Source organism: Kribbella aluminosa, assembly GCF_017876295.1.
Classification (GTDB): Bacteria; Actinomycetota; Actinomycetes; order Propionibacteriales; family Kribbellaceae; genus Kribbella; species Kribbella aluminosa.
Genome location: NZ_JAGINT010000002.1, coordinates 1,064,318 through 1,087,665, shown reverse-complemented (window position 1 = coordinate 1,087,665; position 23,348 = coordinate 1,064,318). Strand labels below are relative to the sequence as shown.

The 23,348-nt window shown below is 69.0% G+C and carries 25 protein-coding genes and 1 pseudogene; 16 read left to right on the top strand and 10 right to left on the bottom strand.

The genetic code is table 11. The features are described from left to right. Positions 1–146: 146 nt before the first annotated feature. The 8 genes from pseB to JOF29_RS26635 all read left to right on the top strand — a co-directional run bounded on the left by pseB (position 147) and on the right by JOF29_RS26635 (position 8,549). Positions 147–1,130 (top strand): UDP-N-acetylglucosamine 4,6-dehydratase (inverting), encoded by a 984-nt coding sequence (gene pseB / locus JOF29_RS26670; protein ID WP_209697175.1) that lies wholly within the window; start codon positions 147–149, stop codon positions 1,128–1,130. After that, a complete protein-coding gene (locus JOF29_RS26665; RefSeq protein WP_307863704.1) occupies positions 1,127–2,260 on the top strand; it encodes a DegT/DnrJ/EryC1/StrS family aminotransferase in 1,134 nt (377 codons plus the stop codon). The genes pseB and JOF29_RS26665 overlap by 4 nt, the downstream gene beginning before the upstream one ends. A gap of 255 nt (positions 2,261–2,515) precedes the next feature. Beyond that, complete coding sequence (locus tag JOF29_RS26660; RefSeq protein ID WP_307863703.1) at positions 2,516–4,063, top strand: hypothetical protein; 1,548 nt, start codon at positions 2,516–2,518, stop codon at positions 4,061–4,063. Then, positions 4,063–4,878, top strand: coding sequence for a hypothetical protein (locus JOF29_RS26655; protein ID WP_209697174.1), 816 nt, complete (start codon positions 4,063–4,065; stop codon positions 4,876–4,878). The genes JOF29_RS26660 and JOF29_RS26655 overlap by 1 nt, the downstream gene beginning before the upstream one ends. Beyond that, positions 4,866–5,603, top strand: coding sequence for a cytidylyltransferase domain-containing protein (locus tag JOF29_RS26650; RefSeq protein ID WP_245359486.1), 738 nt, complete (start codon positions 4,866–4,868; stop codon positions 5,601–5,603). The genes JOF29_RS26655 and JOF29_RS26650 overlap by 13 nt, the downstream gene beginning before the upstream one ends. A 37-nt stretch (positions 5,604–5,640) precedes the next feature. Beyond that, positions 5,641–6,483 (top strand): class I SAM-dependent methyltransferase, encoded by an 843-nt coding sequence (locus tag JOF29_RS26645; protein ID WP_209697173.1) that lies wholly within the window; start codon positions 5,641–5,643, stop codon positions 6,481–6,483. An 87-nt stretch (positions 6,484–6,570) separates the two neighbouring features. Continuing rightward, a complete protein-coding gene (locus tag JOF29_RS26640) occupies positions 6,571–6,912 on the top strand; it encodes a DUF485 domain-containing protein (protein ID WP_307863702.1) in 342 nt (113 codons plus the stop codon). Further along, positions 6,909–8,549 carry a monocarboxylic acid transporter gene (locus JOF29_RS26635; RefSeq protein WP_209697172.1) on the top strand — a complete coding sequence of 547 codons (1,641 nt, stop codon included), beginning with the start codon at positions 6,909–6,911 and terminating at the stop codon, positions 8,547–8,549. Before JOF29_RS26640 ends, JOF29_RS26635 begins: the two co-directional genes overlap by 4 nt. An 831-nt stretch (positions 8,550–9,380) precedes the next feature. Here the strand turns inward: JOF29_RS26635 and JOF29_RS26630 are convergent. From JOF29_RS26630 to JOF29_RS43600, 4 genes are all read right to left on the bottom strand, one after another. After that, entirely contained in the window at positions 9,381–9,689 is a 309-nt protein-coding gene (locus JOF29_RS26630; RefSeq protein ID WP_209697171.1) for a hypothetical protein, read from the bottom strand. A 19-nt stretch (positions 9,690–9,708) separates the two neighbouring features. Then, on the bottom strand, positions 9,709–11,769 hold the full coding sequence (locus tag JOF29_RS44740) for an HNH endonuclease signature motif containing protein (RefSeq protein WP_209697170.1): 2,061 nt from the start codon (positions 11,767–11,769) through the stop codon (positions 9,709–9,711). 417 nt (positions 11,770–12,186) lie between these two features. After that, on the bottom strand, positions 12,187–12,477 hold the full coding sequence (locus JOF29_RS43605) for a hypothetical protein (RefSeq protein ID WP_245359482.1): 291 nt from the start codon (positions 12,475–12,477) through the stop codon (positions 12,187–12,189). Continuing rightward, positions 12,456–12,644, bottom strand: coding sequence for a hypothetical protein (locus JOF29_RS43600; RefSeq protein WP_245359480.1), 189 nt, complete (start codon positions 12,642–12,644; stop codon positions 12,456–12,458). Before JOF29_RS43600 ends, JOF29_RS43605 begins: the two co-directional genes overlap by 22 nt. A gap of 99 nt (positions 12,645–12,743) precedes the next feature. Here JOF29_RS43600 and JOF29_RS26615 point away from each other — a divergent pair, with 99 nt between their 5' ends. Then, on the top strand, positions 12,744–13,241 hold the full coding sequence (locus JOF29_RS26615) for a hypothetical protein (protein WP_245359478.1): 498 nt from the start codon (positions 12,744–12,746) through the stop codon (positions 13,239–13,241). Here the strand turns inward: JOF29_RS26615 and JOF29_RS26610 are convergent. The 3 genes from JOF29_RS26610 to JOF29_RS26600 all read right to left on the bottom strand — a co-directional run bounded on the left by JOF29_RS26610 (position 13,238) and on the right by JOF29_RS26600 (position 16,067). Further along, the gene (locus JOF29_RS26610) at positions 13,238–13,696 is read right to left on the bottom strand and encodes a MarR family winged helix-turn-helix transcriptional regulator (protein WP_245359476.1); all 459 of its coding nucleotides are present in this window, start codon (positions 13,694–13,696) and stop codon (positions 13,238–13,240) included. The two genes, JOF29_RS26615 and JOF29_RS26610, sit on opposite strands and share 4 nt — an antisense overlap. Positions 13,697–13,707: 11 nt before the next feature. Next, positions 13,708–15,537, bottom strand: coding sequence for an asparagine synthase (glutamine-hydrolyzing) (gene asnB / locus JOF29_RS26605; RefSeq protein ID WP_209697169.1), 1,830 nt, complete (start codon positions 15,535–15,537; stop codon positions 13,708–13,710). A gap of 89 nt (positions 15,538–15,626) precedes the next feature. Then, on the bottom strand, positions 15,627–16,067 hold the full coding sequence (locus JOF29_RS26600; RefSeq protein WP_209697168.1) for a hypothetical protein: 441 nt from the start codon (positions 16,065–16,067) through the stop codon (positions 15,627–15,629). 151 nt (positions 16,068–16,218) lie between these two features. On the opposite strand from JOF29_RS26600, the pseudogene JOF29_RS43595 reads away from it, so the two are divergent. The 4 genes and pseudogenes from JOF29_RS43595 to JOF29_RS26585 all read left to right on the top strand — a co-directional run. After that, a pseudogene (locus JOF29_RS43595) lies at positions 16,219–16,389 on the top strand (glutamine synthetase beta-grasp domain-containing protein); the annotation flags it as partial. Positions 16,390–16,436: 47 nt separating this feature from the next. Next, positions 16,437–17,063: a hypothetical protein gene (locus JOF29_RS43590; protein WP_307863701.1), complete on the top strand. Its 627-nt coding sequence runs from the start codon at positions 16,437–16,439 to the stop codon at positions 17,061–17,063. A 54-nt stretch (positions 17,064–17,117) separates the two neighbouring features. Next, positions 17,118–17,708, top strand: coding sequence for a class I SAM-dependent methyltransferase (locus tag JOF29_RS26590; protein ID WP_209697167.1), 591 nt, complete (start codon positions 17,118–17,120; stop codon positions 17,706–17,708). Between the two features lie 107 nt (positions 17,709–17,815). Continuing rightward, positions 17,816–18,208 carry a DUF402 domain-containing protein gene (locus JOF29_RS26585; protein WP_209697166.1) on the top strand — a complete coding sequence of 131 codons (393 nt, stop codon included), beginning with the start codon at positions 17,816–17,818 and terminating at the stop codon, positions 18,206–18,208. Between the two features lie 404 nt (positions 18,209–18,612). On the opposite strand, the gene acs is transcribed toward JOF29_RS26585, so the two are convergent. After that, positions 18,613–20,547: an acetate--CoA ligase gene (acs, locus tag JOF29_RS26580; RefSeq protein WP_209700011.1), complete on the bottom strand. Its 1,935-nt coding sequence runs from the start codon at positions 20,545–20,547 to the stop codon at positions 18,613–18,615. 252 nt (positions 20,548–20,799) lie between these two features. Between acs and JOF29_RS26575 the strand changes: the two genes are divergently transcribed. Continuing rightward, positions 20,800–20,946, top strand: coding sequence for a hypothetical protein (locus JOF29_RS26575; protein WP_209697165.1), 147 nt, complete (start codon positions 20,800–20,802; stop codon positions 20,944–20,946). Positions 20,947–21,044: 98 nt separating this feature from the next. Here JOF29_RS26575 and JOF29_RS26570 read toward each other — a convergent pair whose 3' ends face one another. Together JOF29_RS26570 and JOF29_RS26565 are read right to left on the bottom strand one after the other, a co-directional pair. After that, complete coding sequence (locus JOF29_RS26570) at positions 21,045–21,485, bottom strand: MarR family winged helix-turn-helix transcriptional regulator (protein ID WP_209697164.1); 441 nt, start codon at positions 21,483–21,485, stop codon at positions 21,045–21,047. 52 nt (positions 21,486–21,537) lie between these two features. Continuing rightward, positions 21,538–21,882: a winged helix-turn-helix transcriptional regulator gene (locus JOF29_RS26565; RefSeq protein WP_209697163.1), complete on the bottom strand. Its 345-nt coding sequence runs from the start codon at positions 21,880–21,882 to the stop codon at positions 21,538–21,540. A gap of 72 nt (positions 21,883–21,954) precedes the next feature. Between JOF29_RS26565 and JOF29_RS26560 the strand changes: the two genes are divergently transcribed. Then, complete coding sequence (locus JOF29_RS26560; protein ID WP_209697162.1) at positions 21,955–22,626, top strand: NAD(P)-dependent oxidoreductase; 672 nt, start codon at positions 21,955–21,957, stop codon at positions 22,624–22,626. 45 nt (positions 22,627–22,671) lie between these two features. Continuing rightward, complete coding sequence (locus tag JOF29_RS26555; RefSeq protein ID WP_209697161.1) at positions 22,672–23,346, top strand: sugar isomerase domain-containing protein; 675 nt, start codon at positions 22,672–22,674, stop codon at positions 23,344–23,346. Positions 23,347–23,348 lie beyond the last annotated feature (2 nt).

Sequence of the window (23,348 nt, the reverse complement as noted above, 5' to 3'; positions counted from 1 at the left end):
CCCCAGACCGTATCCGCTCGCGAACGTTTGATCACACAGCGCTGAGACGGTGGATTGAGGAGACTGCTCACGGGGCAGCTATTGTTTCGAGGTCCGCACCGCGTGTGCGCAGTTCGGAACTGTCCGTCAGAAGGGGTCCCGCTCGCGTGTCAATCCTTACCGGCTCCGACATCCTGGTCACCGGTGGTACCGGGTCGTTCGGCCGGACGTTCGTACGGCATGCACTCGAGCAGCTGGACCCGCGGCGGATCATCGTCTTCAGCCGCGACGAGCTGAAGCAGTGGGAGGTCCGGCAGTCGTTCGGCGACGACCCGCGGCTGCGGTTCTTCCTCGGCGACGTCCGCGACCGGTCCCGGCTGGTGCGGGCGATGCACCGGGTCGACTACGTCGTCCACGCGGCCGCGCTGAAGCAGGTCGACAGCGGCGAGTACAACCCGTGGGAGTTCGTGCAGACCAACGTGATCGGGTCGCAGAACGTCATCGAGGCGGCCATCGACAGCGGCGTGAAGCGGGTCGTGGCACTGTCCACCGACAAGGCGTCCAGCCCGATCAACCTGTACGGCGCGACCAAGCTGACCGCCGACAAGCTGTTCATCAACGGCAACCACTACGCGGCGGCGTACGACACCCGCTTCAGCGTCGTGCGGTACGGCAACGTGATGGGCAGCCGAGGCTCGATCATCCCGAAGTTCCGGGCGCTGCACGCGGCCGGCCAGTCGCTGCCGATCACCGACCTGCGCTGCACCCGGTTCCTGATCACGCTGCCGCAGGCGGTCGAGTTCGTGGTCGACACGTTCGACCTGATGACCGGCGGCGAGCTGTACGTGCCGCGGATCCCGTCGATGAAGGTCACCGACCTGGCCGCGGCGATCGCGCCGGGCGCGGCGATGCACGACGTCGGCCTGCGGCCCGGCGAGAAGCTGCACGAGGAGATGATCAGCCCCGAGGAAGGTCGCCGCGCGCTGTCCCTCGGCAACCGCTTCGTCCTGCAGCCGGACCTCGCCACCTGGGGCTACCGGCCACCCGCCGACGGCAACCCGGTCCCGGGCGGCTTCCACTACGCCTCCGACACCAACGACCAGTGGTACTCGATCGAGGAGATCCGCAAGATCCTCGAAAGCGACGCGTGACCGTGCTGCCTTATGGGCGCCAGTCGATCTCCGAGGAAGACATCGAGGCGGTCACCGCCGTACTGCGGGGCGACTGGCTGACCACCGGGCCGGCGGTCACGGCCTTCGAGAACGCGATCTCGGAACTGTCCGGCGGTCATCGCGCTGTGAGCTGTACGTCGGGGACTGCAGCACTGCACATCGCGTACGCCGCCCTCGGCGTCGGCCCCGGCGACGAGGTCATCACCACCCCGATGACCTTCGTGGCCACCGCCTCCTGCGCCGCGATGCTCGGCGCCCGCGTGATCTTCGCCGACGTCGACTACGAGACCGGCCTCCTGGACCCGTCCGCCGTGGAAGCCGCGCTTACTCCTCGGTCCAGGGTCATTGCCGCAGTCGACTATGCGGGCCAGTCCGCCGACTACCCGGCTCTGCAGTCTCTGGCTGACCGGGCAGGCGCGACGACGTTGGCGGACGCCGCGCATTCGGTCGGAGGATCGGCGTACGGCCGACCTGTCGGCGACCTGGCCGACGTCACCACCATGTCCTTCTTCCCCACGAAGAACCTCACCACCGGCGAGGGCGGCGCGGTCGTCTGCAGGGATGACGGAGTCGCCCGGCGCGCCCACGAGTTCCACTTCATCGGCCTCGTCCGCGACCCGTCCCGCTTCGAGCTCACCGACGAAGGCCCGTGGCACCAGGAGGTCCACGAGTACGGCGTGAACTACCGCCTCACCGACCTCGGCGCCGCGCTCGGCCTCTCCCAGCTCCGGCGGCTCGCGGAGTTCAAGCGCCGCCGGGCGGAAATCACCGCGCGCTACAACGCGGCCTTCGCCGGGGTCGACGGGGTACGTACACCGGTGCAGCGCGCCGGGGTCGACCCGATGTGGCACCTCTACCCGCTGCGCGTCCTCGACGGCCGGCGGCGCGAGACCTTCGAGCGGATGCGCGCGGCCGGGATCGGCGTACAGGTCAACTACATCCCGGTCTACTGGCACCCGGTCTTCGCCCACCAGGGCTACCGACGCGGCCTCTGCCCGAACGCCGAACGGTTCTACGCCGAGGAACTGTCCCTCCCCCTCTACCCGGCCCTCACCGACGGCGACGTCGACCGGGTGATCGACACTCTCCTGAAGCTGGTAGCCCGGTGACTCCCCGATGCCTAGGCGGTCCTGCTCTGGGTCGTGTGGGGAGTTCTGCTGGTCGTTTGAGGTGGGTTGGACTCCCGAAGCCACCTCTCGCGCGGGGCGGTCGCCTTGATCGGCGGCGAGGCTGGGAAACTATTCGCTACTGGGCGACGATTTATTTCCCCGCCCCAAGCGCCGGTGCGGCCGGGGCTGCCGGGGCGGGGTGAGGTGTTGACGACCCCTGAAGAACTGACAGCGCGGACCATGAAGGTGACGGATGTGACCCGGTCGAACTTGATCGGCGGAGAGATGCTCAACTGGTCGGACCTGCACCCGGGCGATGCCCGCCCCGCGGCCGCGGGACCCGCAGCCACGGCACTCCTGGCCGCCGCCCTCACCCCCGAGGACGCCGTACTCCTCGCCGGTCCCCACGCCGCCGAGCTGGTCGAAGCTGTCGCGTCACAGGTCGCCTCGGTCGACCTCCTGGTCCGCTCCGCACCGGACGCCGAAGAACTCGCCGACCTACTTACCACCACAAAAGCCCAAGTCTTCTGCGGCTCCCTGGACCGCTTCCCCCTCGGCGAGGCGGACGCTGCACGCGGCGCGGGTGCGGCGAAGGGTGTGAGCGGCGCGGGTGCGGCGGGCTCCGGGTACGACGTGGTTGTGGCGTTGGACGGGCTCGAGCGGCTGGTCGGGCCGGACACCGCAGGGTTCAGCTGGGCGGAGGGGCTTGAGCGGCTCGTCGGTCTGCTCCGGCCTGGGGGGCGACTGCTGCTCGGCGCGACGAACTCCTTCGGTTTCGAGCGGCTGATCCAGCCGGACATCACCGCGGCGATCCCCCGCGACGAGGACTGGGGCCGGAACGCCGCCGACCGCCCACCCGCAGGCCTCAAACCCCTCACCACCGTCCTCCAAGCCGCCCTCGGCACAGCCGGCGTCAGCAGACCTGCGGCCGGCACATGTGAGACCAGCGCGGATGTTCCCGACCTGGGTGGGGCCGGCGCGGGTGAGGCCACCCGGGGTGGTGGGGTGCGGGTGTACGGCGTGTTTCCGTCTCTGGTGCAGGCTGAGGTGGCGTTCACGTCTGTGGACGGGTTCGCGGGTGTGGTGGCGGCGCAGGCTGTTGCCGCGCGCAACGACGGCCCGGTGCTTATGGATCCGTACCGGGTCGTGCTGGATGCCGCCGAGGCGGGGATCGCGTTGGAGTTGGCGCCGGCTTGGTACTACGTGATCGGGGCGGAGCCGCCGACGGTGCTGCCGGAAGGCGTCGTTCCCGAGGGCGACGGCGTACTGCTGGAAGAGCACCTGCTGACGGCTCTCCGATGTGACGACCAGGCGGAGCTCAGGCGGGTGATTCCGCAGTACGTGGCTTGGTTGGGCGCAGGCGGGGCGGGTTCGCCGGACAACGTGATCCTGGACGGGGGCTCCTACCGGCTGTTCGGGGAGCGGCAGGACCTGGATGTTGTCGGGCATCTCCGTCGGTTCGCGGGCCGGGTGTTGGCGGGTGGCGGGCGGGTGCCATGGCCGGCTGCCGCGGATGCGCATCAGTTGACGGGGCGGTTGGCGGCGATGGCGGGGATTACCGTGCCGGAGCCGGAGTTCACGCCGGACGAGGTGGTTCGGCCGCGGGGTAGTGCAGAGCAGTTGCAGACCGTCGCCCGGCTGGCGGACGAGCTGGCGGATGCGAGCGCCCGGGCGATCCTTTTCGAGGGGACCGTCAGCGGCATCCGCCGGTCCCGGCCCTATCGCGTCGGTCACGCGGTGCTGAATCCGGCGCGGGTTGTCCGACGCCGGATCAAGCGCGTGCTGAAGAAGGTACGGCGCTGATGCACCACGCCAACCACTTCTACGGGCACGCCAACATCATGGCGACGTACGCCGGCTTCTCCAAGCCGCCGCGGATCTGGGGCTACCTGCAGCACGGCTGGAACATCCTCGACGGGTTCGCGTACGGCACGAACTTCGCGCCGGGGATGCCGAAGTTCGTCTGGTCGGACAGCGTCCGGCGCCGAGGCCACGCGCTCGGGCTGCGCAACTACTCGGTGATCGGCTCCGTCTGGCTGTACCTGCTGAAGACCCATCCGGAGCTGGCCACCCAGGACAAACGGGCCAAGGGCACCATCTTCTACCCGTTCCACGGCTGGGAGGGCCAGCACGTGCTCGGCGACCACGGCCGGATCGTTGCCTCGATCAACGAGCACGAGACCGGCCCGGTGACCGTCTGCCTGTACTGGAACGAGTACGACAAGCCGGCGATCCGCGACGTCTACAAGGACGCCGGATTCCGGGTCATCACGCACGGCTACCGCGGCCTGCACTGGCGGCGGACGAACGCGAAGTTCCTGCTCAACCAGCTCCGCGAGCTCCGCAAGCACGAGCGGGTCGCCTCGAACCGGCTCAGCTCGGCCGTTCTGTACGGCGGTTCGCTCGGCCTGCGGGCGGGGGTCTACGGTGATCCCATGGTGCTGGAGGACGAGCACCCGTCGTTCGGCGGTCAGGCGCGGATCAAGCGGCTGTGGCCGGAGATGGACCAGCCGTACGTCCCGGCGCAGGTCGCCCGTGAGTTCACCGACACCGAACTGGGCGTCGACCACGTCGCCGGACCCGCAGAAATCCGGGAGATGTTCCGATGGAACAGCTGAAGATCGGCATCATCACGCAGGTCCGGGTGACCAGCACGCGACTGCCTGCCAAGGTCCTGCTGACCGTCGGCGGCCGTTCGTACCTCGAACACCACCTGGACCGGCTGAGTCGCACCGGCCTCCCGGTGATCGTCGCGACCACCACGAACTTCAACGACAACCTCGTCGTACAGCTGTGCAACGAGGACGGCTTCCCGGTGTTCCGCGGCAGCGAGGACGACGTCCTCAGCCGGTTCGCGGGGGCCGCCCGCGAACACGACCTGGACGGCATCGTCCGGGTCACCTCGGACTGCCCGCTGATCGACCCCGAGATCGTTGCCGCGGGCGTCGATCGCTGGCGCGCCGAGAACGACCTCGACCTGTACCTCTCGAACTGCCTGGAGCGGACCTACCCGCGCGGCATGGACTTCGAGATCTTCTCCGCCGCCCGGCTGTACGACGCGGAGCAGAAGGCCACGCTCACGGCCGATCGCGAGCACGTCACGTCGTACCTGCACCAGAACCGCTCCGGCGAGATGCGGCTGCTGAACCTCCCGTGGTCGGGCGGCGGGTCGCAGTACCGCCTGACATTGGACACCGCGGACGACTGGAAGTTGCTCGACGCTCTCATCGAGGACTTCGGCGCGTCCCGTCTCGGCTGCGCCGATCTGGTCAAGATCCTGGACGAGCACCCGGAGCTGGCCACGCTGAACGCGCACATCGAACAGAAGAAACTCGGCGAGTAGCAGGTTTCATGCCCTCGGCTACGGCAGAATTGCCGTGATGACCACCAACGATCCGGCCGGGGACCCTGCCGCGGCCCGCGGGAACGCCGCGCGCGCCAGGTCCTTCGGCGCCGTCGCGGCCGCGTACGACGCGGGCCGGCCGACGTTCCCGTCCGAGGCGCTGACCTGGATCCTCGGCCCCGGCCGCGGGCTGCAGGTGCTCGACCTGGGCGCCGGCACCGGCAAACTGGCCGCGGTCGCCGCCGAGCTCGGGCACCACGTGATCGCGGTCGACCCGTCGCCGGAGATGCTCGAGGTCTGCCGCCGGCGGCAGGGGATCGACACCATGGTCGGCGCGGCCGAGTCGATCCCGCTCGCGCACGGGTCGGTGGACGCGGTGATCGTCGGGCAGGCGTTCCACTGGTTCGACCACGCCCGCGCGCTGCCGGAGATCGCCCGGGTACTGCGGCCGAACGGCGTCCTCGGCCTGCTCTGGAACGACGCCGACACGGTGGTGCCGTGGGTACGCCGGATCTCGCAGGTGATGCAGGGGGACTGCCAGACCGTCACACACAGCGGCGGCGGCGACCGGTTCGAGCCGATGCCGATCCTCGAGGGGTCGAACCTGTTCTGGATGATCGAGCAGGCCCGGTTCCGGCACTGGCAGGACCTGGACCGCAAGGGCCTGCGGCAGCTGGCGTTGTCGCACTCCGCGGTCGCGATCCTCAAGGAGACCCGGCGCGAGCAGGTGCTGGAGCAGATCGACCAGATCTACGAGCACACCGCCCGTCCCCCGGAGCCGCTGCGGATGCCGTACCTCACCGACTGCTTCCGCGCCCACCCGAGCGAGTTCGCCAACTACCGCCGTACCCTCGACAGCCCGGTGGCGCCACATCTGTAGAACCTTTAGAACGTTTTGGTTGCGGTAGGTCACAAACGGGCAACTTGCGGCTAGCGTGCACCTGTTCGGTCCAGTGAAGGGGAACTCGTGGACGAAGAGATGGTGCGCGAGCGGGACGCCCGCGCGTACGAAGCGGTGCACGACGCGGCCGACTTCACCGAGCTGAAACGGCGCTACAAGAACTTCGTCGTACCGTGGACGATCGCCTTCATGGCGTGGTACCTGGCGTACGTCGCCTGCAACAACTGGGCGCGTGGCTTCATGAGCCACAAAGTGGTCGGCCATGTGAACGTCGCGCTGATCTTCGGCCTGTTGCAGTTCGTGTCGACGTTCGTGATCGCCGCGCTGTACGGCCGGTTCGCGAACCGCAAGCTCGACCCGCTGGCCCACGGCCTGAACGCCAAGTACAAGAGGGAGCGCCGCCGGTGAATCCGCTGCTCGTCCCGCTGGCAGCCGAGCCGGGCAACCGGGCGCTGACCATCTCGCTGTTCACTGCTGTCGTTGCCGTGACGCTGTACATCACCTCGTGGGCGTCCCGGCAGAACAAGACCGCCGCCGACTACTACGCCGGCGGCCGCTCGTTCAGCGGCGCGCAGAACGGTCTCGCGGTCGCGGGCGACTACATGTCCGCGGCGTCGTTCCTCGGTATCTCCGGCCAGATCGCCCTCTACGGGTACGACGGCTTCCTGTACTCGATCGGCTTCCTCGTGGCCTGGCTGGTCGCGCTGCTCCTGGTCGCCGAGCTGCTGCGGAACTCGGGCCGCTTCACGATGGCCGACCAGCTCGCGTTCCGGATGAAGCAGAAGCCGGTCCGGACCGCGGCCGCGACGTCGACGATCGTGGTGTCGATCTTCTACCTGCTGGCCCAGATGGTCGGCGCGGGTTCCCTCGTCGGGCTGCTGCTCGGCGTGAAGAGCGAGGGCATCAAGGCCGCCGTCATCATCCTGGTCGGCGCGCTGATGATCATCTACGTGACGATCGGCGGCATGAGGGGCACCACCTGGGTGCAGATCGTGAAGGCCGTGCTGCTGATGGCCGGCACCGTCGTGATCACGTTCCTGGTGCTGCTGAAGTTCCACTTCAACATCTCCGACCTGCTCGGCGCGGCGGCGACCAAGTCCGGCCACGGCGAGTCGTTCCTGCAGCCTGGCCTGCTGTACGGCAAGGACTTCACCGGCCAGATCGACTTCCTGTCGCTCGGCCTCGCGCTGGTCCTCGGTACGGCGGGACTCCCGCACATCCTGATCCGCTTCTACACGGTGCCGGACTCCCGCTCCGCGCGGCGCTCGGTGCAGTGGGCGATCGGCCTGATCGGTGTGTTCTACCTGATGACGCTGGCCCTCGGGTTCGGCGCCGCGGCGCTGCTGAACACCGGCAAGGGTTCGGCGGTGGCGGACTCGAAGGGCAACGTGGCGTCGCCGCTGCTGGCCGAGTCGGTCGGCGGTGGTGCCGGATCGCTCGGCGGGGCGATCCTGCTGGCGCTGATCGCGGCGGTCGCGTTCGCGACGATCCTCGCGGTGGTCGCCGGGCTCACGCTGACGTCGGCGTCGTCGTTCGCCCACGACCTGTACGCGAACGTCATCTCCAAGGAGAAGCCGACCGAGAAGCAGGAGCTGCGGGTGGCGCGGTTCGCGGCGGTCGGGATCGGTGCGGTGGCGATCGCGCTGGCGATCCCGGCGCAGAAGCTGAACATCGCGTTCCTGGTCGCGCTGGCGTTCGCGGTCGCGGCCTCGGCGAACCTGCCGGCGCTCCTGTTCAACCTGTTCTGGAAGCGGTTCAACACCTCGGGCGCTGTGTGGAGCATCTACGGCGGTCTGGTCTCGGCCGTGGTCCTGGTGATCTTCTCGCCGGTGGTGTCGGGCAACGGTGAGAAGTCGATGATCACCGGCACGGACTTCCACTGGTTCCCGCTGTCCAACCCGGGCATCGTGTCGATTCCGCTGGGCTTCCTGTTCGGCGTCCTCGGGACGTACCTGGGCAAGGACAGGTCCAGCGAGAAGCGGTACGCCGAGCTCACCGTCCGGGCGTTCACCGGCGCGGGCGCGGAGGGCCCCGCCAAGCACTGACGCAGTACCCGTCGCAGTACCTCGTCGCAGTACCTCGTCGCAGTACCCGTCGCAGTACCTCGTCGCACACCCCTCTCCCGCGCCCCGTCGCCCCACTCCCTCACCCCGCGTTCCCCCTCTCTCATTCCCTCTGCCCTCGCGCGTTCCCTCTGCCCTCGCGCGTTCCCTCCGCCCTCGCGCGTTCCCTCCGCCCTCGCGCGTTCCCTGCACTCCTCGCCCGCGCTCTCCACCCTTGCCGCCCCACTCCCTCACCCCCGCCCCCTCTCCGTCTCCCGGCCCAGCCCATTCCCTTGGGCCCACTCCCTCACCCTGCCCCCGCCCTCTCTCCGTCCCCTCGGCCCGGCCCGTTCCCTTGGCCCCTCGCCCCTCCCTTGCCCGCGCCCTCTCCCATTCCCGCGCCCTCCTCCCGGTCCCTCGGCCCGCGCCCTCTCCCGTCCCCCGCTTCACCCGTGCTCCCCCGCTCCCTCGTCCTCGCCCCGTCCCCCGCTTCACCCGTGCTCCCCCGCTCCCTCGTCCTCGTCCCGTCCCGCACCCCCGCTCCTTCACCCGCGCTCCCCCGCTCCCTCGTCCCGCACCCCCGCTCCTTCACCCGCGCTCCCCCGCTCCCTCGTCCTCGCCCCGTCCCGCACCGCCGCTCCTTCACCCGCGCTCCCCCGCTCCTTCGTCCTCGCCGCGTGTCCTCCCCCGTGCTCTCGGTCCCCGATCACCTGGGCACCACGCGCGAAGCCGACCGATCCCGGCCGCACCCGCAGCAGCGCACAAACGACCCAACGTCGACCCGCGCTTCCCGGACCAGCGCCCTGCCCTGGCGCTCGCGCGAGGATGAACGAGCTATCCGCCGACCGGGCCGCCGGTCCTGGAGCCGCTCGCGAAGTCGGCCGCGATCATGTGCGCCACCACGATCGTCGACCGGACATCGCGCTCACCCGCGCCGTCGCCGGTACATCGCGCACCCCACGAACGACCGGACCGCCAGGCATACAAGGTCGAAGCACGGATTACGGCGCGGCGTACAGCACGGACGACGGCACGGAGCACGGCACCAGAGCACGGCACAGAGCAGGGGAGGAAGTACAGCACGGGGTACGGCACGAAGCGCAGCACGGGGCACGGCACGAAGCGCAGCACGGGGTACGGCACGAAGTACGGCGGTTGGGGGTCAGATCATTGCGAAGGGTGGGGGTCCGGCGTCGGTCTCGGTTGTGGTGTCGGCGCCCCATACCGCGAACCGGGCGGCCTCCGCGAGCTTGGCGTCGTCGGACCTCCAGCGGCTGGACCGTACACCTGCCCTGGAACCTGCGGGCAGGATTGTCTTGCCCCACGGTTCGGCGCGGCTCGCAGTACGGGGTCCGGGGCCGTCGGCGCCTGTGCGTCTGTCGCCTGGATGATCACGTCGTGCGGATCCGGCGCCTGACAGTTCGACTCGGGCTGACTGTTCGTGGCGGGAAACAGACGGTGGATCGGGACGCGCAGGATCCCCGGCCGGTTCGGGTACTTCGGAGGCATACGCCGGGTCGTCGCCCGACTTCGAGAACCCGAATCTCTGGTCCTCGCGCACGTCCTCGGCTGGTGGCCGGACGGACGATGGTGAAGGAGGATCCGCCCAGGCAGGGCGGGCGACGTGGACGACGTCACTGGTGATGGTGATGTTCCAGTGGCCGGCGTGGAGGTCGGTGTGGTGCCGGCGGCAGAGCAGGACGAGGTTTGTCAGGGCTGTCGGGCCGCCGTCTATCCAGGAGATGAGGTGGTGTGCGTCGCACATTACGGGTGGGGCTGCGCAGACGACGCAGCCGCGGTCGCGGGTGTTCAGGGCGCGGCGGATGGCTTTGGTGACGAGGCGTTCGCGGCGGCCGACGTCGAGGGGTTCGGACTGTGAGCCGAGCACGATGGGGATGACGTTCGCGTCGCAGGCCAGGCGGCGGATGGTGGCTGCGGACAGGCCGTTGCTGTAGACGGTCTGACCGATCGCGTTCGCGGTGGCCGCTTTCAGGTCTTCCAGGTCGATCGTCACGGTGATGTTCGCCTTCGCCCCGAACCCGGGCACCACCTCACCACCCGAACGGGTTGCCGCGGCGGCGCCTACAGGAGTCGTCGCTGTGGCACCGATGCCGTGCTTGCGGGCACCCACGGCATGGTCCGCGCCGGCGGTTGCGCGGTGGGTCGCGGCAGTTGCACCGTGGTCCGGGTTGGCTGTCGCTTCACGAGCGGGGCGGGCTGGTGCTTCGCGGTCCGGGTCAGTTGCCGCTTCGTGGCGCGGGCGGGACGGTGGTTCGCGGTCGGGGCAGGACGCCGCGCCCTGGTCCGGGAGGGTTGGCGCCTCATGGTCCGAGTCGGCTGGCACGCCATGAGCCGCATCGAGGGCCGCGCCGTGGGCTGGGGCGGTTGAGGGCCTGTTGTTCGTAGTGGTTGGTGTGGTGGTGGGCGCTGTTGTTGCGGAGGTGTTCCTGGGGGTGTTTGGGGTGGGGCGGGGGATGGTAGGGGATGGGGTGCCTGCGTCGAGGGCGGTGGCGGCGAGGGTCAGGGTGGTGGTGAGGGCGTCGGCTTGGCGTTTTTCGCGGGAGCGGGGGTCGGGGGTGCCGTCGAGGGTTTTGTGGGGGCGTGCTCCGGTGGTGATGAGGGTGCGGAGGAGTTCGGCGTTTTCGTTGGCGAGGTAGCCCTTGAACTTCACGCCGCGGTCGATGGAGGCGAGGGTGAGGGTTTCGCGGGCGGCGGCTTTGTGTTCTTCGGGTTCGGGGCCGTCGGTGTCGAGGATGTTGCGGGCTGCGACGGTGGCTTTGCGGAGTTCGGCGGGTGGGAGGTGGGTGAGGGCGGCGAGTTCGCGTTCGGCGCATTCCAGGTCGGGGGCCGGGACGGTGTTGGGGGTTTTTTCGAGTTCGAGGATGATGGCTTCGGCTTGGGCGGGGCGTAGTACGACGTCGGCGGTGAGGTCCCCAGGGAGGTCTGCGGGGAGTGCGGCGGTGACGGCGGGGTATTTGGGTAGGGCGCGGGCGAGGTGGACGTCGCGGTGGGCGCGGTAGTGGTCGAGGCGGTAGCGGTACTGGATGTATTGGGTGGTGTTGCGGGCGCCGGTCTTTTCGGCGTGGCCGGTGTTGTCGAGGGCGGCGATGATGCGCAGGCGGCGGGTCTGCCGGCGGGCGAGGTCGGCGTCGGCGTCGTCGAGGGCGCGGACGAGTTCGTGCTCGCTCATCAGCTCGGGTGGCCGCTCGCCGAAGTCTTCCATGCCCAAACTCTAGACACGGCCTCCGACAGTTTTCAAAGCCGGATCCCCTTGAAAACAAGGGAAAATGTTATCCACAGATTCGCATGACCGCGACGACCCTGTGGATATTGCCTCAGGCAACCAATCGGAGTAGTCAGCTGAGTTTGTTGAGACTGTCGCGGGACTTCCCGGTGAGCAGCGGGTGGGCTGTCGGGGTTAGTGCGTGTAAGGCGGCGCCTCGGGTTCAGCGGGTGGTGATGAGGCCGGCTGCTCGGAGGATTCGGGTGTGGTCGGAGGTGGAGGCGAGGGAGATGCCTACTCGCCGTGCCAGTTGGGTTGTGGTGGCGGAGTGGGTCAGGGAGCGGAGTACGGCGGCTCGCGTTCGGCCCAGGAGATCAGCGAGGGCGTCGGTGGTGCTGGGGTCCTCGTCGGCTTCGGTCAGGTCGGCGCCGTACCGTCGCTGCAACTCCCCAGATGTCGGCGCGAGTACCTGCTGGTGGAACTCCCGGACTGCGATCCCAGTGCCCGCCGCGATCCGGCCCGTCCCTCCAGCAACCCGCGCAGATAGCAGTCGAGCTCCGGCGGCGGGTACGGCCCCAATTCGTCCCGGATGACGTCCGCCGGCGTGTCCATCAATACCTCGACGGAAGACTCCAGCCCGGGCACCTCCGGCGTCAGGAAGTCCGGGAGCGGCCCGCCGGGCGAGATCACCTTGAACAGCGGACGCATCGACCCCGCGCCCGCGGCGCCGCCGACCGCCGCCAGCGCCGTACCGCCGGGGTGATCGACCGGTCTCCCAGAGCCCGCGCCGCGAGCGCGGCCTCCCACAGGGGGTGCGGCTCGACCGGGAACGTGATCCGGCCGAGGTCCGCCGCGGTGAAGTGGACCCTGATCATCCCCCGATTGTGAACGCCGCGACCGTGCGCGCGACAAACCTCTTCGGCTCAGACCGAATCCGGTCGCGAAGCCGCGTCGTACCCTCCGACGCTGGCCGGATGAAACGTCTGGCGCTGCTCGACGTACGACAGGCGGCGGACGCCTCGTTCCTCAACGACTTCACGATCGCGGGCGATGCCGTGTACGTGACCGACTCCGCGCACAACCAGATCTGGCGCGCGCCGCTCACCCGCAGCGGTCTCGGCGAACTCGAACCGTGGATCACCCGCGACAAGATCCAGCCGACGCCGTACTTCCTGAACGGCATCGTCCCGAGCGGCATCCTCTCCGGCGACGGGTACCTGCTCGAACGACACTGCCTGTACGCCGTCTACAACGCGGGCGGCGGGAAGTACGTGACCAGGTTCGCGCTGCTGAACCACGACCTCACGACTGCGACGCAGATCGCGGACTCGAGCCCGGGCGCGGCCGGTGCCACCCCGACCACGATCGCCCGCGACCGCGGCCGCGGCCGCCTGCTGTGGGTGAACAGCCAGATCGACGTCGCACCCGGTGCGCCGTCCTACACCGTGAGCGGCGTACCGGGGCTGCGTTAGAGGTCGTCGGTCACTCGGGCCAGCACGGCGCCGGCCTGTAGAACCAGCGTCCGGTCGGCCTCGTCGAGGCGGCTGAGGACCTTGGCGAGCTCGTCGGCCGCCTGGCGTCCGGACGCCTCCACCGTTTCGGCGCCTGCGTCGGTGAGCACGACCGCGGTCGCGCGGCCGTCGACCGGGTCCGCTTCACGCCGGACCAGGCCGGCCTCCTCCAGGCCCGCGACCGTCGTGGTCGCGGTCGGCTGCGAACACGGCACCCGGGCGGCGATCTCACCGATCCGGATCGGCTGCTCGTCCGCGATCAGCATCAGGGCCAGGAACTGCGTCGGATGCATCAAGGCGGTGGTCCGGCTCCGGCGCAGATGCCGGACGATCCGGTGCATGCTGACCAGCAGCTGCAATGCTTCCTGCGCCATCGCGATCACCTCCGTCGGGAAGCGCCATCCTGGCACAGTCATCCAAACTTCTCCTATCGCAGCAGCTTGATGTCCGGGCGGTAGAGATCCATCCAGGTCGCCAGCGACAGCGTCTGTTCCAGCTGCCGGCGCGCCGAGCCGCCGGCCGCCGTGGCCAGCTGCTGCGCGCTGTCCCGGTCCACCAGCTCGAACACCGGATGCCGTTCGGCCACGAGTTCGCGGACCTGGCCGGCCAGCGTCTCGACGTACGCCGGATCCTGCGTCTGCGGGTACGGCGACTTGCGCCGGTCCACCACCGACTGCGGCAACACGTCCTGGGTGGCCGCCCGCAGCAGGCTCTTCTCGTGGCCGTCGAACGTCTTCAGCGACCACGGCGTGTTGTATACGTATTCAACGAGCCGGTGGTCGCAGAACGGGACCCGGACCTCCAGCCCGACCGCCATGCTCATCCGGTCCTTGCGGTCCAGCAGGATCCGCACCATCCGGGTCAGATGCAGGTAGCAGACCTTGCGCATCGCCCACTCGTCGTCGGACTCGCCGTCCAGCCGGTCGACCTCACGGACCGCTTCGGCGTACCGGTCGCGCAGGTGCCCGCCCAGGTCGAGCTGCTTCAGCACGTCCTTCCGCAGCACCTGCGGCTGGTTCCCGCGGCGTCGCGACGCCAGGTACGCGATCCACGGGAAGACCGGCTTGTTCCGGACCTCGGGGTCGTGGAACCACAGGTACCCGCCGAACACCTCGTCGGCCGACTCGCCCGACAACGCGACCGTCGACTGCTCACGGATCGCGGAGAACAGCAGGTACAGCGATCCGAAGATGTCACCGCCGAGCGGAGCGTCGTTGGCGCGGACCACCTTCCGCCGGATCTCCGGATCGGTCAGCGCGGTGTTGTCCAGCACGATGTCCGAGTGCTGCGAGTGCACCAGGTCCGCGACGTCGTGCACGTACGGCGTGTCCGGCGTACCGCGGAGCTCGTCCGGCTGGAAGTTCTCCTCCTGCCCGACGAAGTCGACCGCGAAACTGCGGACCTTCCGCCCCTCCTCGGCCAGCTGGCCGGCCGCGAGCGCGGTGATCGCACTGGAGTCGAGGCCGCCGGACAGCAGCACACACTTCGGTACGTCGGCCACGAGCTGGCGGCGGGTGATGTCGTCGAGCAGCTCGCGGACCTGAGCGACCGACGTCTCCTGGTCGTCGAGGTGCGGCCTGGTCTCGAGCCGCCAGTAGACGGATGCGTGGATGCCGTTCCGGTCGACCGTCACCACGGTCCCGGGCTCGACCTCGTGCATTCCGGCCCACAGCGAGGCACCGGGCGTCTTCGACACGGTGAGCAGCTCGCGCAGTCCGTCGACCTCGACCACGGCCGGTACGGCTGGGTTCGCGAGGATCGCCTTCGGTTCGGAGCCGAACAGCATGCCGTCCGCGGTCGGGTAGTAGAAGAACGGCTTGATGCCCATCCGGTCGCGGACCATCACCAGGGTCTCGTTCCGCGGGTCCCAGATCGCCAGCGCGTACATGCCGTTCAGCCGTTCCGCGAACGCGGTGCCCCATTCGGCGTACGCGCGCAGTACCACCTCGGTGTCCGAGTCGGTCGTGAACGGGTGACCGCGGCGGCGGAGCTCGTCGCGGAGCTCGGTGTAGTTGTAGACCTCACCGCTGTAGACCATCCCGAGCGTGACGCCCGCGACCTCCGTCGTCATCGGCTGCTCGCCACCCGGCAGGTCGATGACCGCGAGCCTGCGGTGGCCGAGCGCGACATGTCTGGCGTACCAGGTGCCGCGCGCGTCCGGTCCGCGGCACGACATCGTCTCGGTCATCGCTTCGACGACCGCCCGCTCCGCCTCGAGGTCCTGCCGGTACGCAACCCATCCGGTGATGCCACACATCCGGTCGCTCCCCTCTGCGAGAAATACATTCCACTCCAATGTATTTCTCGCGGTGAGTAACACAACCGTTCGTTTCCGTGAGCAAGATCTCAGAGATGTACGGCGAGTACGCCGAGCGCGAAGGCGGCGCCGGCCAGGCCGAGCATCGTGGTCGCCAGCAGGACGAGCCGGCGCTGCAGGACCGGGAGCTCGGCCGCGGTCGCGAACACGCGCTGCGGCCAGTGACGCCAGGAGACGTACCAGAAGATGCCGGTCGCGATCAGCAGCAGGACGCCCTTGATCGCGTGGATCCACCAGTGCCCGTGACCGATCGCCAGCATCCCCAGCCCGGTGACGGCGATCGCCGCGATCAGTCCGAGCACCTTCCAACGGTTGCCCGCGGCAATCACCGTCGTCAGCGCCTCACGGCTTTCCGGATCCGCCGCGAAGTACTTCTTCAGCTTCGGCTGCACCACGAACAACGAGTAGGCCATCCCGCCCACCCAGGCCGCGGCAAGGCCGGCATGAATCATCGCCAGAAGCACAGTCATCCCTCGACACTAGAGCCATCGGGGTTGTCTGCGGCACCTTCCGGCTAACACGCCCTTCACACCGAAGCGACAGGACCGAAAATGCTGGCTGGCACTGTCGCCTCAGGCCGGCCGGATCGCCCAGCACGTCGGCTGTGACGAAAGGACCGACGTGAGCTACAAGGCCGAGTACATCTGGATCGACGGGACCGAGCCCAGCGCACGGCTGCGTTCGAAGACGAGGGTCCTCGCTGACGGCGCCGCGCTGCCGGACTGGGGATTCGACGGCTCGAGCACCAACCAGGCACCGGGTGACAACTCCGACTGCGTGCTCAAGCCGGTCTTCAGCTGCCCGGACCCGATCCGCGGCGGAGACCACAAGCTCGTGTTGTGCGAGGTCTACCTCGTGGACGGCACCCCGACGAGGTCTTCGGCCGCGAGATCGTCGAGAAACACCTGGACGCGTGTATCGAGGCCGGCCTGGCGATCTCCGGCATCAACGCCGAGGCCATGCCCGGCCAGTGGGAGTTCCAGATCGGCCCGGCAGGTCCGGTCGAGGTGGCCGACCACCTGTGGATGGCCCGCTGGCTGCTGTACCGCATCGCCGAGGAGTACGACGTGGCCGCGACGCTGGACGCCAAGCCAGCCAAGGGCGACTGGAACGGCGCAGGCGCACACACGAACTTCTCGACCAAGGCGATGCGTGAGGGGTACGACGCGATCATCACCGCCTGCGAGTCGCTCGGTGCTCCGGGCAAAGGTCGACGAGCACATCGCGGGGTACGGACACGGCATCGAGGAGCGTCTGACCGGCGCGCACGAGACTGCGCCGCACGACGTCTACAGCTACGGCGTGTCCGACCGCGCGCCTCGGTCCGGATCCCGTGGCAGGTCGAGGTCGACAAGTTGGGGTACATCGAGGACCGCCGCCCGAACGCCAACATCGACCCGTACGACGTGACGCGCCTGCTGGTGAACACCTGCTGTGCCGCACTGGAGAAGGCCGACCAGGTCTGACCCCCGCGCCCGGACAGCCCCCGGTAACCCCGGGGGCTCTTGTAGCCTCGCGGCATGGACCCGTGGCAGACGTTGACCACCGATTACGAGCAGCGCCGGGCCCGGGAAGACTCCCTCGACCAGTTGATGGAGTGGGACGCCCAGCGCTCGCTGATCGGGCCCGTGGAGGGCAGGACCATCCTGGACGTCGGCTGCGGCAATGGCGGAAAGGCCATCGAACTCGTTCAGGACCACGGGGCAGCGTCGGTGGTCGGCGTCGACATCGGCGCCCAGTTCCTTACACCGCCCGCCGGAGTGGACGTTGCGTTCCACTCTGCGGACCTGTCGGCGCTGGACGAACTCCACACGCTGCAGGGCCGCCGGTTCGACGTGGTCCTGTTCCTGCAGTCCCTCGCCTACGCACGCGATCGCGTGCGCACTCTCCGCGCCGTGCGGTCGTTGATGACGGATGGCGGCGTACTCGTAGTCTCGATGGCGCATCCGATCCGGTACGCCGTGGAGCGGTCCGAACGCGACGGGACCGGGATCGGTGACGCGTATCACGCGGTCGGCCCCTACTCGTATCCGTCGCGGTGGAATCCGCACAAGCAGGCGTGGCTCTCCCAGTACGTCGGCATCATCATCTTCCGGGCGAGGCCCGCGTGAGAGTTCTCCACCGAAGCGGCCAATGGTGCCCGGCGAGGCGCCTGGGTGACGTTGTCGCGTACGACGTGCGGATCCTGCCTGAGTATCAGGTGGCCGGTCGGCCGACTGTGGATCGGAGTTATCTGCTGCTCGACGAAGGGGTGCAGCTGACGAAGCCGGCTGTGTTCGAGGGTCCGGTCGAGGGTTGGTGGTACGTCGACCTGGTGGAGATCGAGCGCTCGGACGACGGGCTGGTCGTACACGACATGTACGTCGATCTGCTGTTTCCGCCTGCGGCGAACCGGTACCAGATCCTGGATCTGGAGGAGCTCGCCGACGCCCTCACCGCCGGTGCAATCACGGCTGCTCAGTGCGCCGAGACGCTCACCGCGACCCAGCGGTTCGTGCACCGGTACCTGCGGGGCGCCGAGGAAGGACCGAACGGGCCGGCCGCCGATTTTCCGCCGGCTGAGGTTGGCGCTCTGGAGCAACAACCTTCGTTCTTCTGGTCTGCGTCCTGATCGGGGAGTACGGGCGGCACGCGGTCACGCCGACCTGAGCCGCGAGGCCGTCGACGGGCGTGTTGGCGAGGATCCGGCCGGCGGCCCCGTCGGACCAAAGGCGCGTGATCCGTACCTGGGCGCATGCACAACCACGCTTTTCGCCCTGTTCAGGGCCTCAAACGGCAGTTGTGTATGCGTGCAGGTCCACGTTGCCGCCTGCCGTCGATCAGGTCGCGCCCGTGCGAGGCGTCCGTGACCGATGTGTGGTCGTTGTCCCCGTGCAACTTCTGCGCCGACCCGAACCGGATGCTGTACGACGACTCCTGCGTGAACGGCCGGATCCGCGCGCACCGAACCTTCGTTTCTCTGAAAGCAGCAGGCTCCCGGGGACGTACCCCGGGGGCCTGGTGCCGTGGAGACTGTCAGTCCTCGTCGGACTTGCCGGACTCGAGGTTGGTCTTGATCAGGTCCATCACCGTGGAGTCGGCGAGGGTGGTGACGTCACCGACCTCGCGGTTCTCGGCGACGTCGCGCAGCAGCCGGCGCATGATCTTGCCGGAGCGGGTCTTCGGCAGCTCCGAGACGACCATGATCTGCCGCGGCTTCGCGATCGGGCCGATCTCCTTCGCGACGTGGTTGCGCAGCTCCTGCACCACGTCCGGACCGCCGTCGCCGGCCTCCGAGCGGAGGATCACGAACGCCGCGATCGCCTGACCGGTGGTCGGGTCGGACGCGCCGACGACCGCCGCCTCGGCGACCTTCGGGTGCGAGACCAGCGCGGACTCGATCTCGGTCGTCGAGAGCCGGTGACCCGAGACGTTCATCACGTCGTCGACCCGGCCGAGCAGCCACAGGTCGCCGTCTTCGTCCTTCTTCGCGCCGTCGCCCGCGAAGTACACGCCCGGCCAGCGCGACCAGTACGTCTCGACGAACCGCTGGTCGTCGCCCCACAGCGTCCGCAGCATCGCCGGCCAAGGCTTCGTGATCACGAGGTACCCGCCGGACCCGTCAGGCACCGAGGTGCCCGCGTCGTCCACGACGTCGACCGACACACCTGGGATCGCCTTCATCGCGGCGCCCGGCTTACCCGCGGTCACGCCCGGCAGCGGCGAGATCATGTGCATCCCGGTCTCCGTCTGCCACCAGGTGTCGACGACCGGAGCCTTGTCCCCGCCGATGTGCTCGCGGTACCAGACGTACGCCTCCGGGTTGATCGGCTCGCCGACCGACCCGATCACCCGCAGCGAGGACAGGTCGAACTTCGCCGGGATATCGGCGCCCCACTTCATGAAGGTCCGGATCGCCGTCGGAGCGCAGTACAGGATCGACACCTTGTACTTCTGGACGATCTCCCACCAGCGGCCCTGGTGCGGGGTGTCCGGCGTACCTTCGTACATCACCGACGTCGTCGCGTTCGCGAGCGCGCCGTACACGATGTAGCTGTGCCCGGTGACCCAGCCGATGTCGGCCGCGGTCCAGTAGACGTCGGTGTCCGGCTTCAGGTCGAACACACCCCACTGCGTGTACGCCGTACCGACCAGGTAGCCGCCCGTGGTGTGCAGGATGCCCTTCGGCTTGCCCGTGCTGCCGGACGTGTACATGACGTACAGCGGGTGCTCGGCGTCGAACGCCTCCGGCGTGTGCTCGGTCGACTGCTTGCCGACGAAGTCGTCCCACCACAGGTCGCGCCCCTCGACCATGGCGGTCTCCTGGCCGGTGCGCTTCACGACGAGCACGTTGCGCACCTTGGGGTAGTCCACCAGCGCGGCGTCCACCGCGGGCTTCAACGCCGCCGCGGCACCCCGCCGGTACCCACCGTCCGAGGTGATCACCACACGCGCGTCGCAGTCCTCGATCCGGCCCTTCAAGGCGTCGGACGAGAAGCCGCCGAAGACGACCGTGTGCGGGGCGCCGATCCGGGCACAGGCGAGCATCGCCACCACGGTCTCGAGGATCATCGGCATGTAGATGGCGACCACGTCGCCGGCCTTCACGTCCAGCTCGAGCAGCGCGTTCGCGGCCTTGCAGACCTCGTCCTTGAGCTGCGCGTAGGTGATCTCGCGGGTGTCACCGGGCTCACCCTCGAAGTAGTACGCGATCTTGTCGCCGAGACCGTTCTCGACGTGCCGGTCGACACAGTTGTACGCCGCGTTCAGCTTGCCGTCGGCGTACCACTTGGCGAACGGCGGGTTGCTCCAGTCCAGCACCTCGGTCGGCTCGGTGGCCCAGGTCAACCGCTTGGCCTGCTCCGCCCAGAACCCCTCGAAGTCCGCTGCCGCCTGCTCGTACGCGTCGGCCTTCAGGTTCGCGTTCGCAGCCAGATCGGCGGGCGGCTCGAACCGGCGTTCCTCGTGCATCAGGTTCGACAGCGCCTCAGACGGGGCTCCGGACTGAGCTGATTCTGCATTCGTCACGTCGACGACTCCTCCTCGCTGGCTTCGGCGCGCCCGGCGCGCCCGCCTCCTTTCTACCAATGCAACCCCTTGCAAGGAACCGCGGTCTCGCCCAGCCGCCCCAAATCTGCGCCGAACAGGCAGCCTCGCGGCCACGACTCGGCGGATTTCGGCGTACGGCGGAACCAAACGGGCGGGTCGTGCATCGGAGTTGGTGTGAAGCCGATGCAGCCGGGCGCGCCGATGGCCGCCACCGAGGAACGCCGGAAGATCTCCCGCGCGGCCCGGCGCCGGGTGCACGCCCGTGAGCTGCGCGTTCGCCGGACCCAGGCAGCCCTCCGGGCCCAGCTGCCGGCAGCCTGACCCTGACCCCTGGCGGTACCTGAGGATCACTCCTGGCGGCGGTACCTGAGGATCACTCCTGGCGGTACCTTCCCCTTACTTCCGGCCGTACCTGAGGATTACTCCTGGTGGTAGGCGAGCAGCTTGCCGAGGATCGTGCTCAGCCGGTTCCGGTCGGTGGCCGAGAGCGGGGCGAAGATCTCCTCCTGCGCCTTGCCGACCAGGTTCGTCAGCCGGCGCTGGTGCCGCTTGCCGGCGGTGGTGATCGTGATGATGTTCCGGCGGCCGTCGGCCGGGTCCGGGCTGCGCTCGACGTACCCCTCGGCCTCCAGCTCGTTGAGCGCGGCAACCACATCGCTGCGGTCGATCGAACTGCGTCGCCCGAGCTCCGCCTGACTGGCGGGACCGAACTCCACCAGCGTCGCGAGCAGGCGGAAGTGGTACGCCCGCGCACCTCCGGCGGCGAACGACTCGGTGACGATCCGGTGTGCCTGGGCCGCACTCTGCGTCAGCAACCAGCTCGGCAATTGGGTCAGGGCGCTCGGCGTCTGCTCATCCACCCGCGCAGTCTAGGTCGTCAACGGTTCGCGATCGGCGATCTATTGGCCATACCTACGATTCGCGCGCGTCGAGGAGCTCGTCCCAGTGCTCCTCGGCCCACTCGCACAGGCCTCGGATCGGCTCCAGCAGACTCCTGCCGAGGGCGGTCAGCTCGTAGCTGACGCGTCGTTCGTACGCCGTCCTGGCGACGAACCCGTCCCGCTCGAGCGCGCGCAGCGACTGAGTGAGCATCTTCGGGCTGATCCGCGCGAGCGGGACCCGGAGCTCGGAGTACCTCCGCGGGCCGTCCTCCAGGCAGCGCAGCACCATCCCCGCCCACTTGTCCGCCCCGATCCGGAACGGCAGCACCGACGACGGGCAGATCTCCTCGAACATGTCCGCTCGCAGCGCCTGCATGCCTGCCACGGTATCCAATCGGTAACCACACCCGCTCCTATGGTCGCCGTACCACTTGTTGAGGAGGTTGCGGTGAGCAAGATTCTGGTCATTGGCGCGCGCGGGCGGGCCGGCTCGGCGGCGGTCGCGGAGGCACGGCGTCGCGGTCATGACGTACTAGGTGTTGTTCGTACGGCGGGCGGCACCCGCGCGGACGACGGCGAGGCGGGCGGAGCGACGGCGGATCCGGTCGGCGGTCGTGGAGTGGATGTACGTGCTGCGGCGACTGTGGTTGGGGATGTGACGGATGCGGGACGGATCGCGGAGTTGGCCGCGGGGCGGGATGCGGTGATTGCGGGGGTTTACGACGGCGGGGCTGAGTTCTTTCCGCGGGCGGCGCGGGCGTTGGTGGAGGGGTTGGAGAAGGCCGGCGTACGGCGGCTGGTGTGGGTGGGGTTGGCGTCGATCCTGCCGACCGCGGACGGGACGCTACTGATGGGCACCGACGGGTATCCGCGCGACTACCGATCGTTCTTCCTCGCCCACCAGGCAGCGCTGGAGGTGTTCGCCACGTCGGACCTCGACTGGGTGTCGCTCGCCCCGGCCGGCGACTTCGACCACGCGGACCCGTCCGCGAAAGGCGGGTACCGGGTGGCACCGGCGGATGCGCAGGCGCTGATCTCGTACGCCGACTTCGCGGTCGCGCTCGCCGACGAGGCAGACCACCCGACCCGGCACCGGGCGGCCTTCGGCGTACTGGTCTAGACGGGGGTCTCGCGGGGTCCGGCGTACGGACGATAGGTTCAGGGCATGGCTGGGGCCGAGGAGTACTTGGACAAGGCGTTGGCGATCGCGCACCGGGCGGCCGAGACGCAACTGGGGGCGATCCGGGTCGCGGCCGGGCTGGTCACCGACGCGCTCGCCGACGGTCGGACGTTCTGGGTGTTCGGCACCGGCCACAGCCACACCCTGGCCGAGGAACTGTACGGTCGCGCGGGCGGTCTGGCCGACGTACGCGCGATCCTCGAACCAGGCCTGATGCTCCACGAAGGCCTCCAGAAAAGCTCCCTCCTGGAACGCCTCCCCGGCCTCGCCGACGTACTCCTGGAGATCAACCCGCTCGAACCGGGCGACGTCCTACTGATCGCGTCCAACTCCGGGCGCAACGCCGTACCCGTGGAGTTCGCCCTCGGCGCCCGCGCCCGCGGCGTGAAGGTGATCGCCCTGACCTCCCTCGCCCACTCGAACGCGACGACCTCCCGAGCCCCCAACGGCCAACGCCTCTTCCAAACCGCCGACGTCGTCCTCGACAACTGCGGCGTACCAGGCGACGCCCTCATCCAGGTCCCCGGTACGCCGGAACCCACCGGCGCCACCTCTACCCTCGCAGGAGCCCTACTCCTCCAGGCCCTCACCGTCGAGGTAGTCACCCGCCTGACAGACCAAGGCAACCCCCCGAACGTCCTCCGCAGCCTGAACGTGTGAGT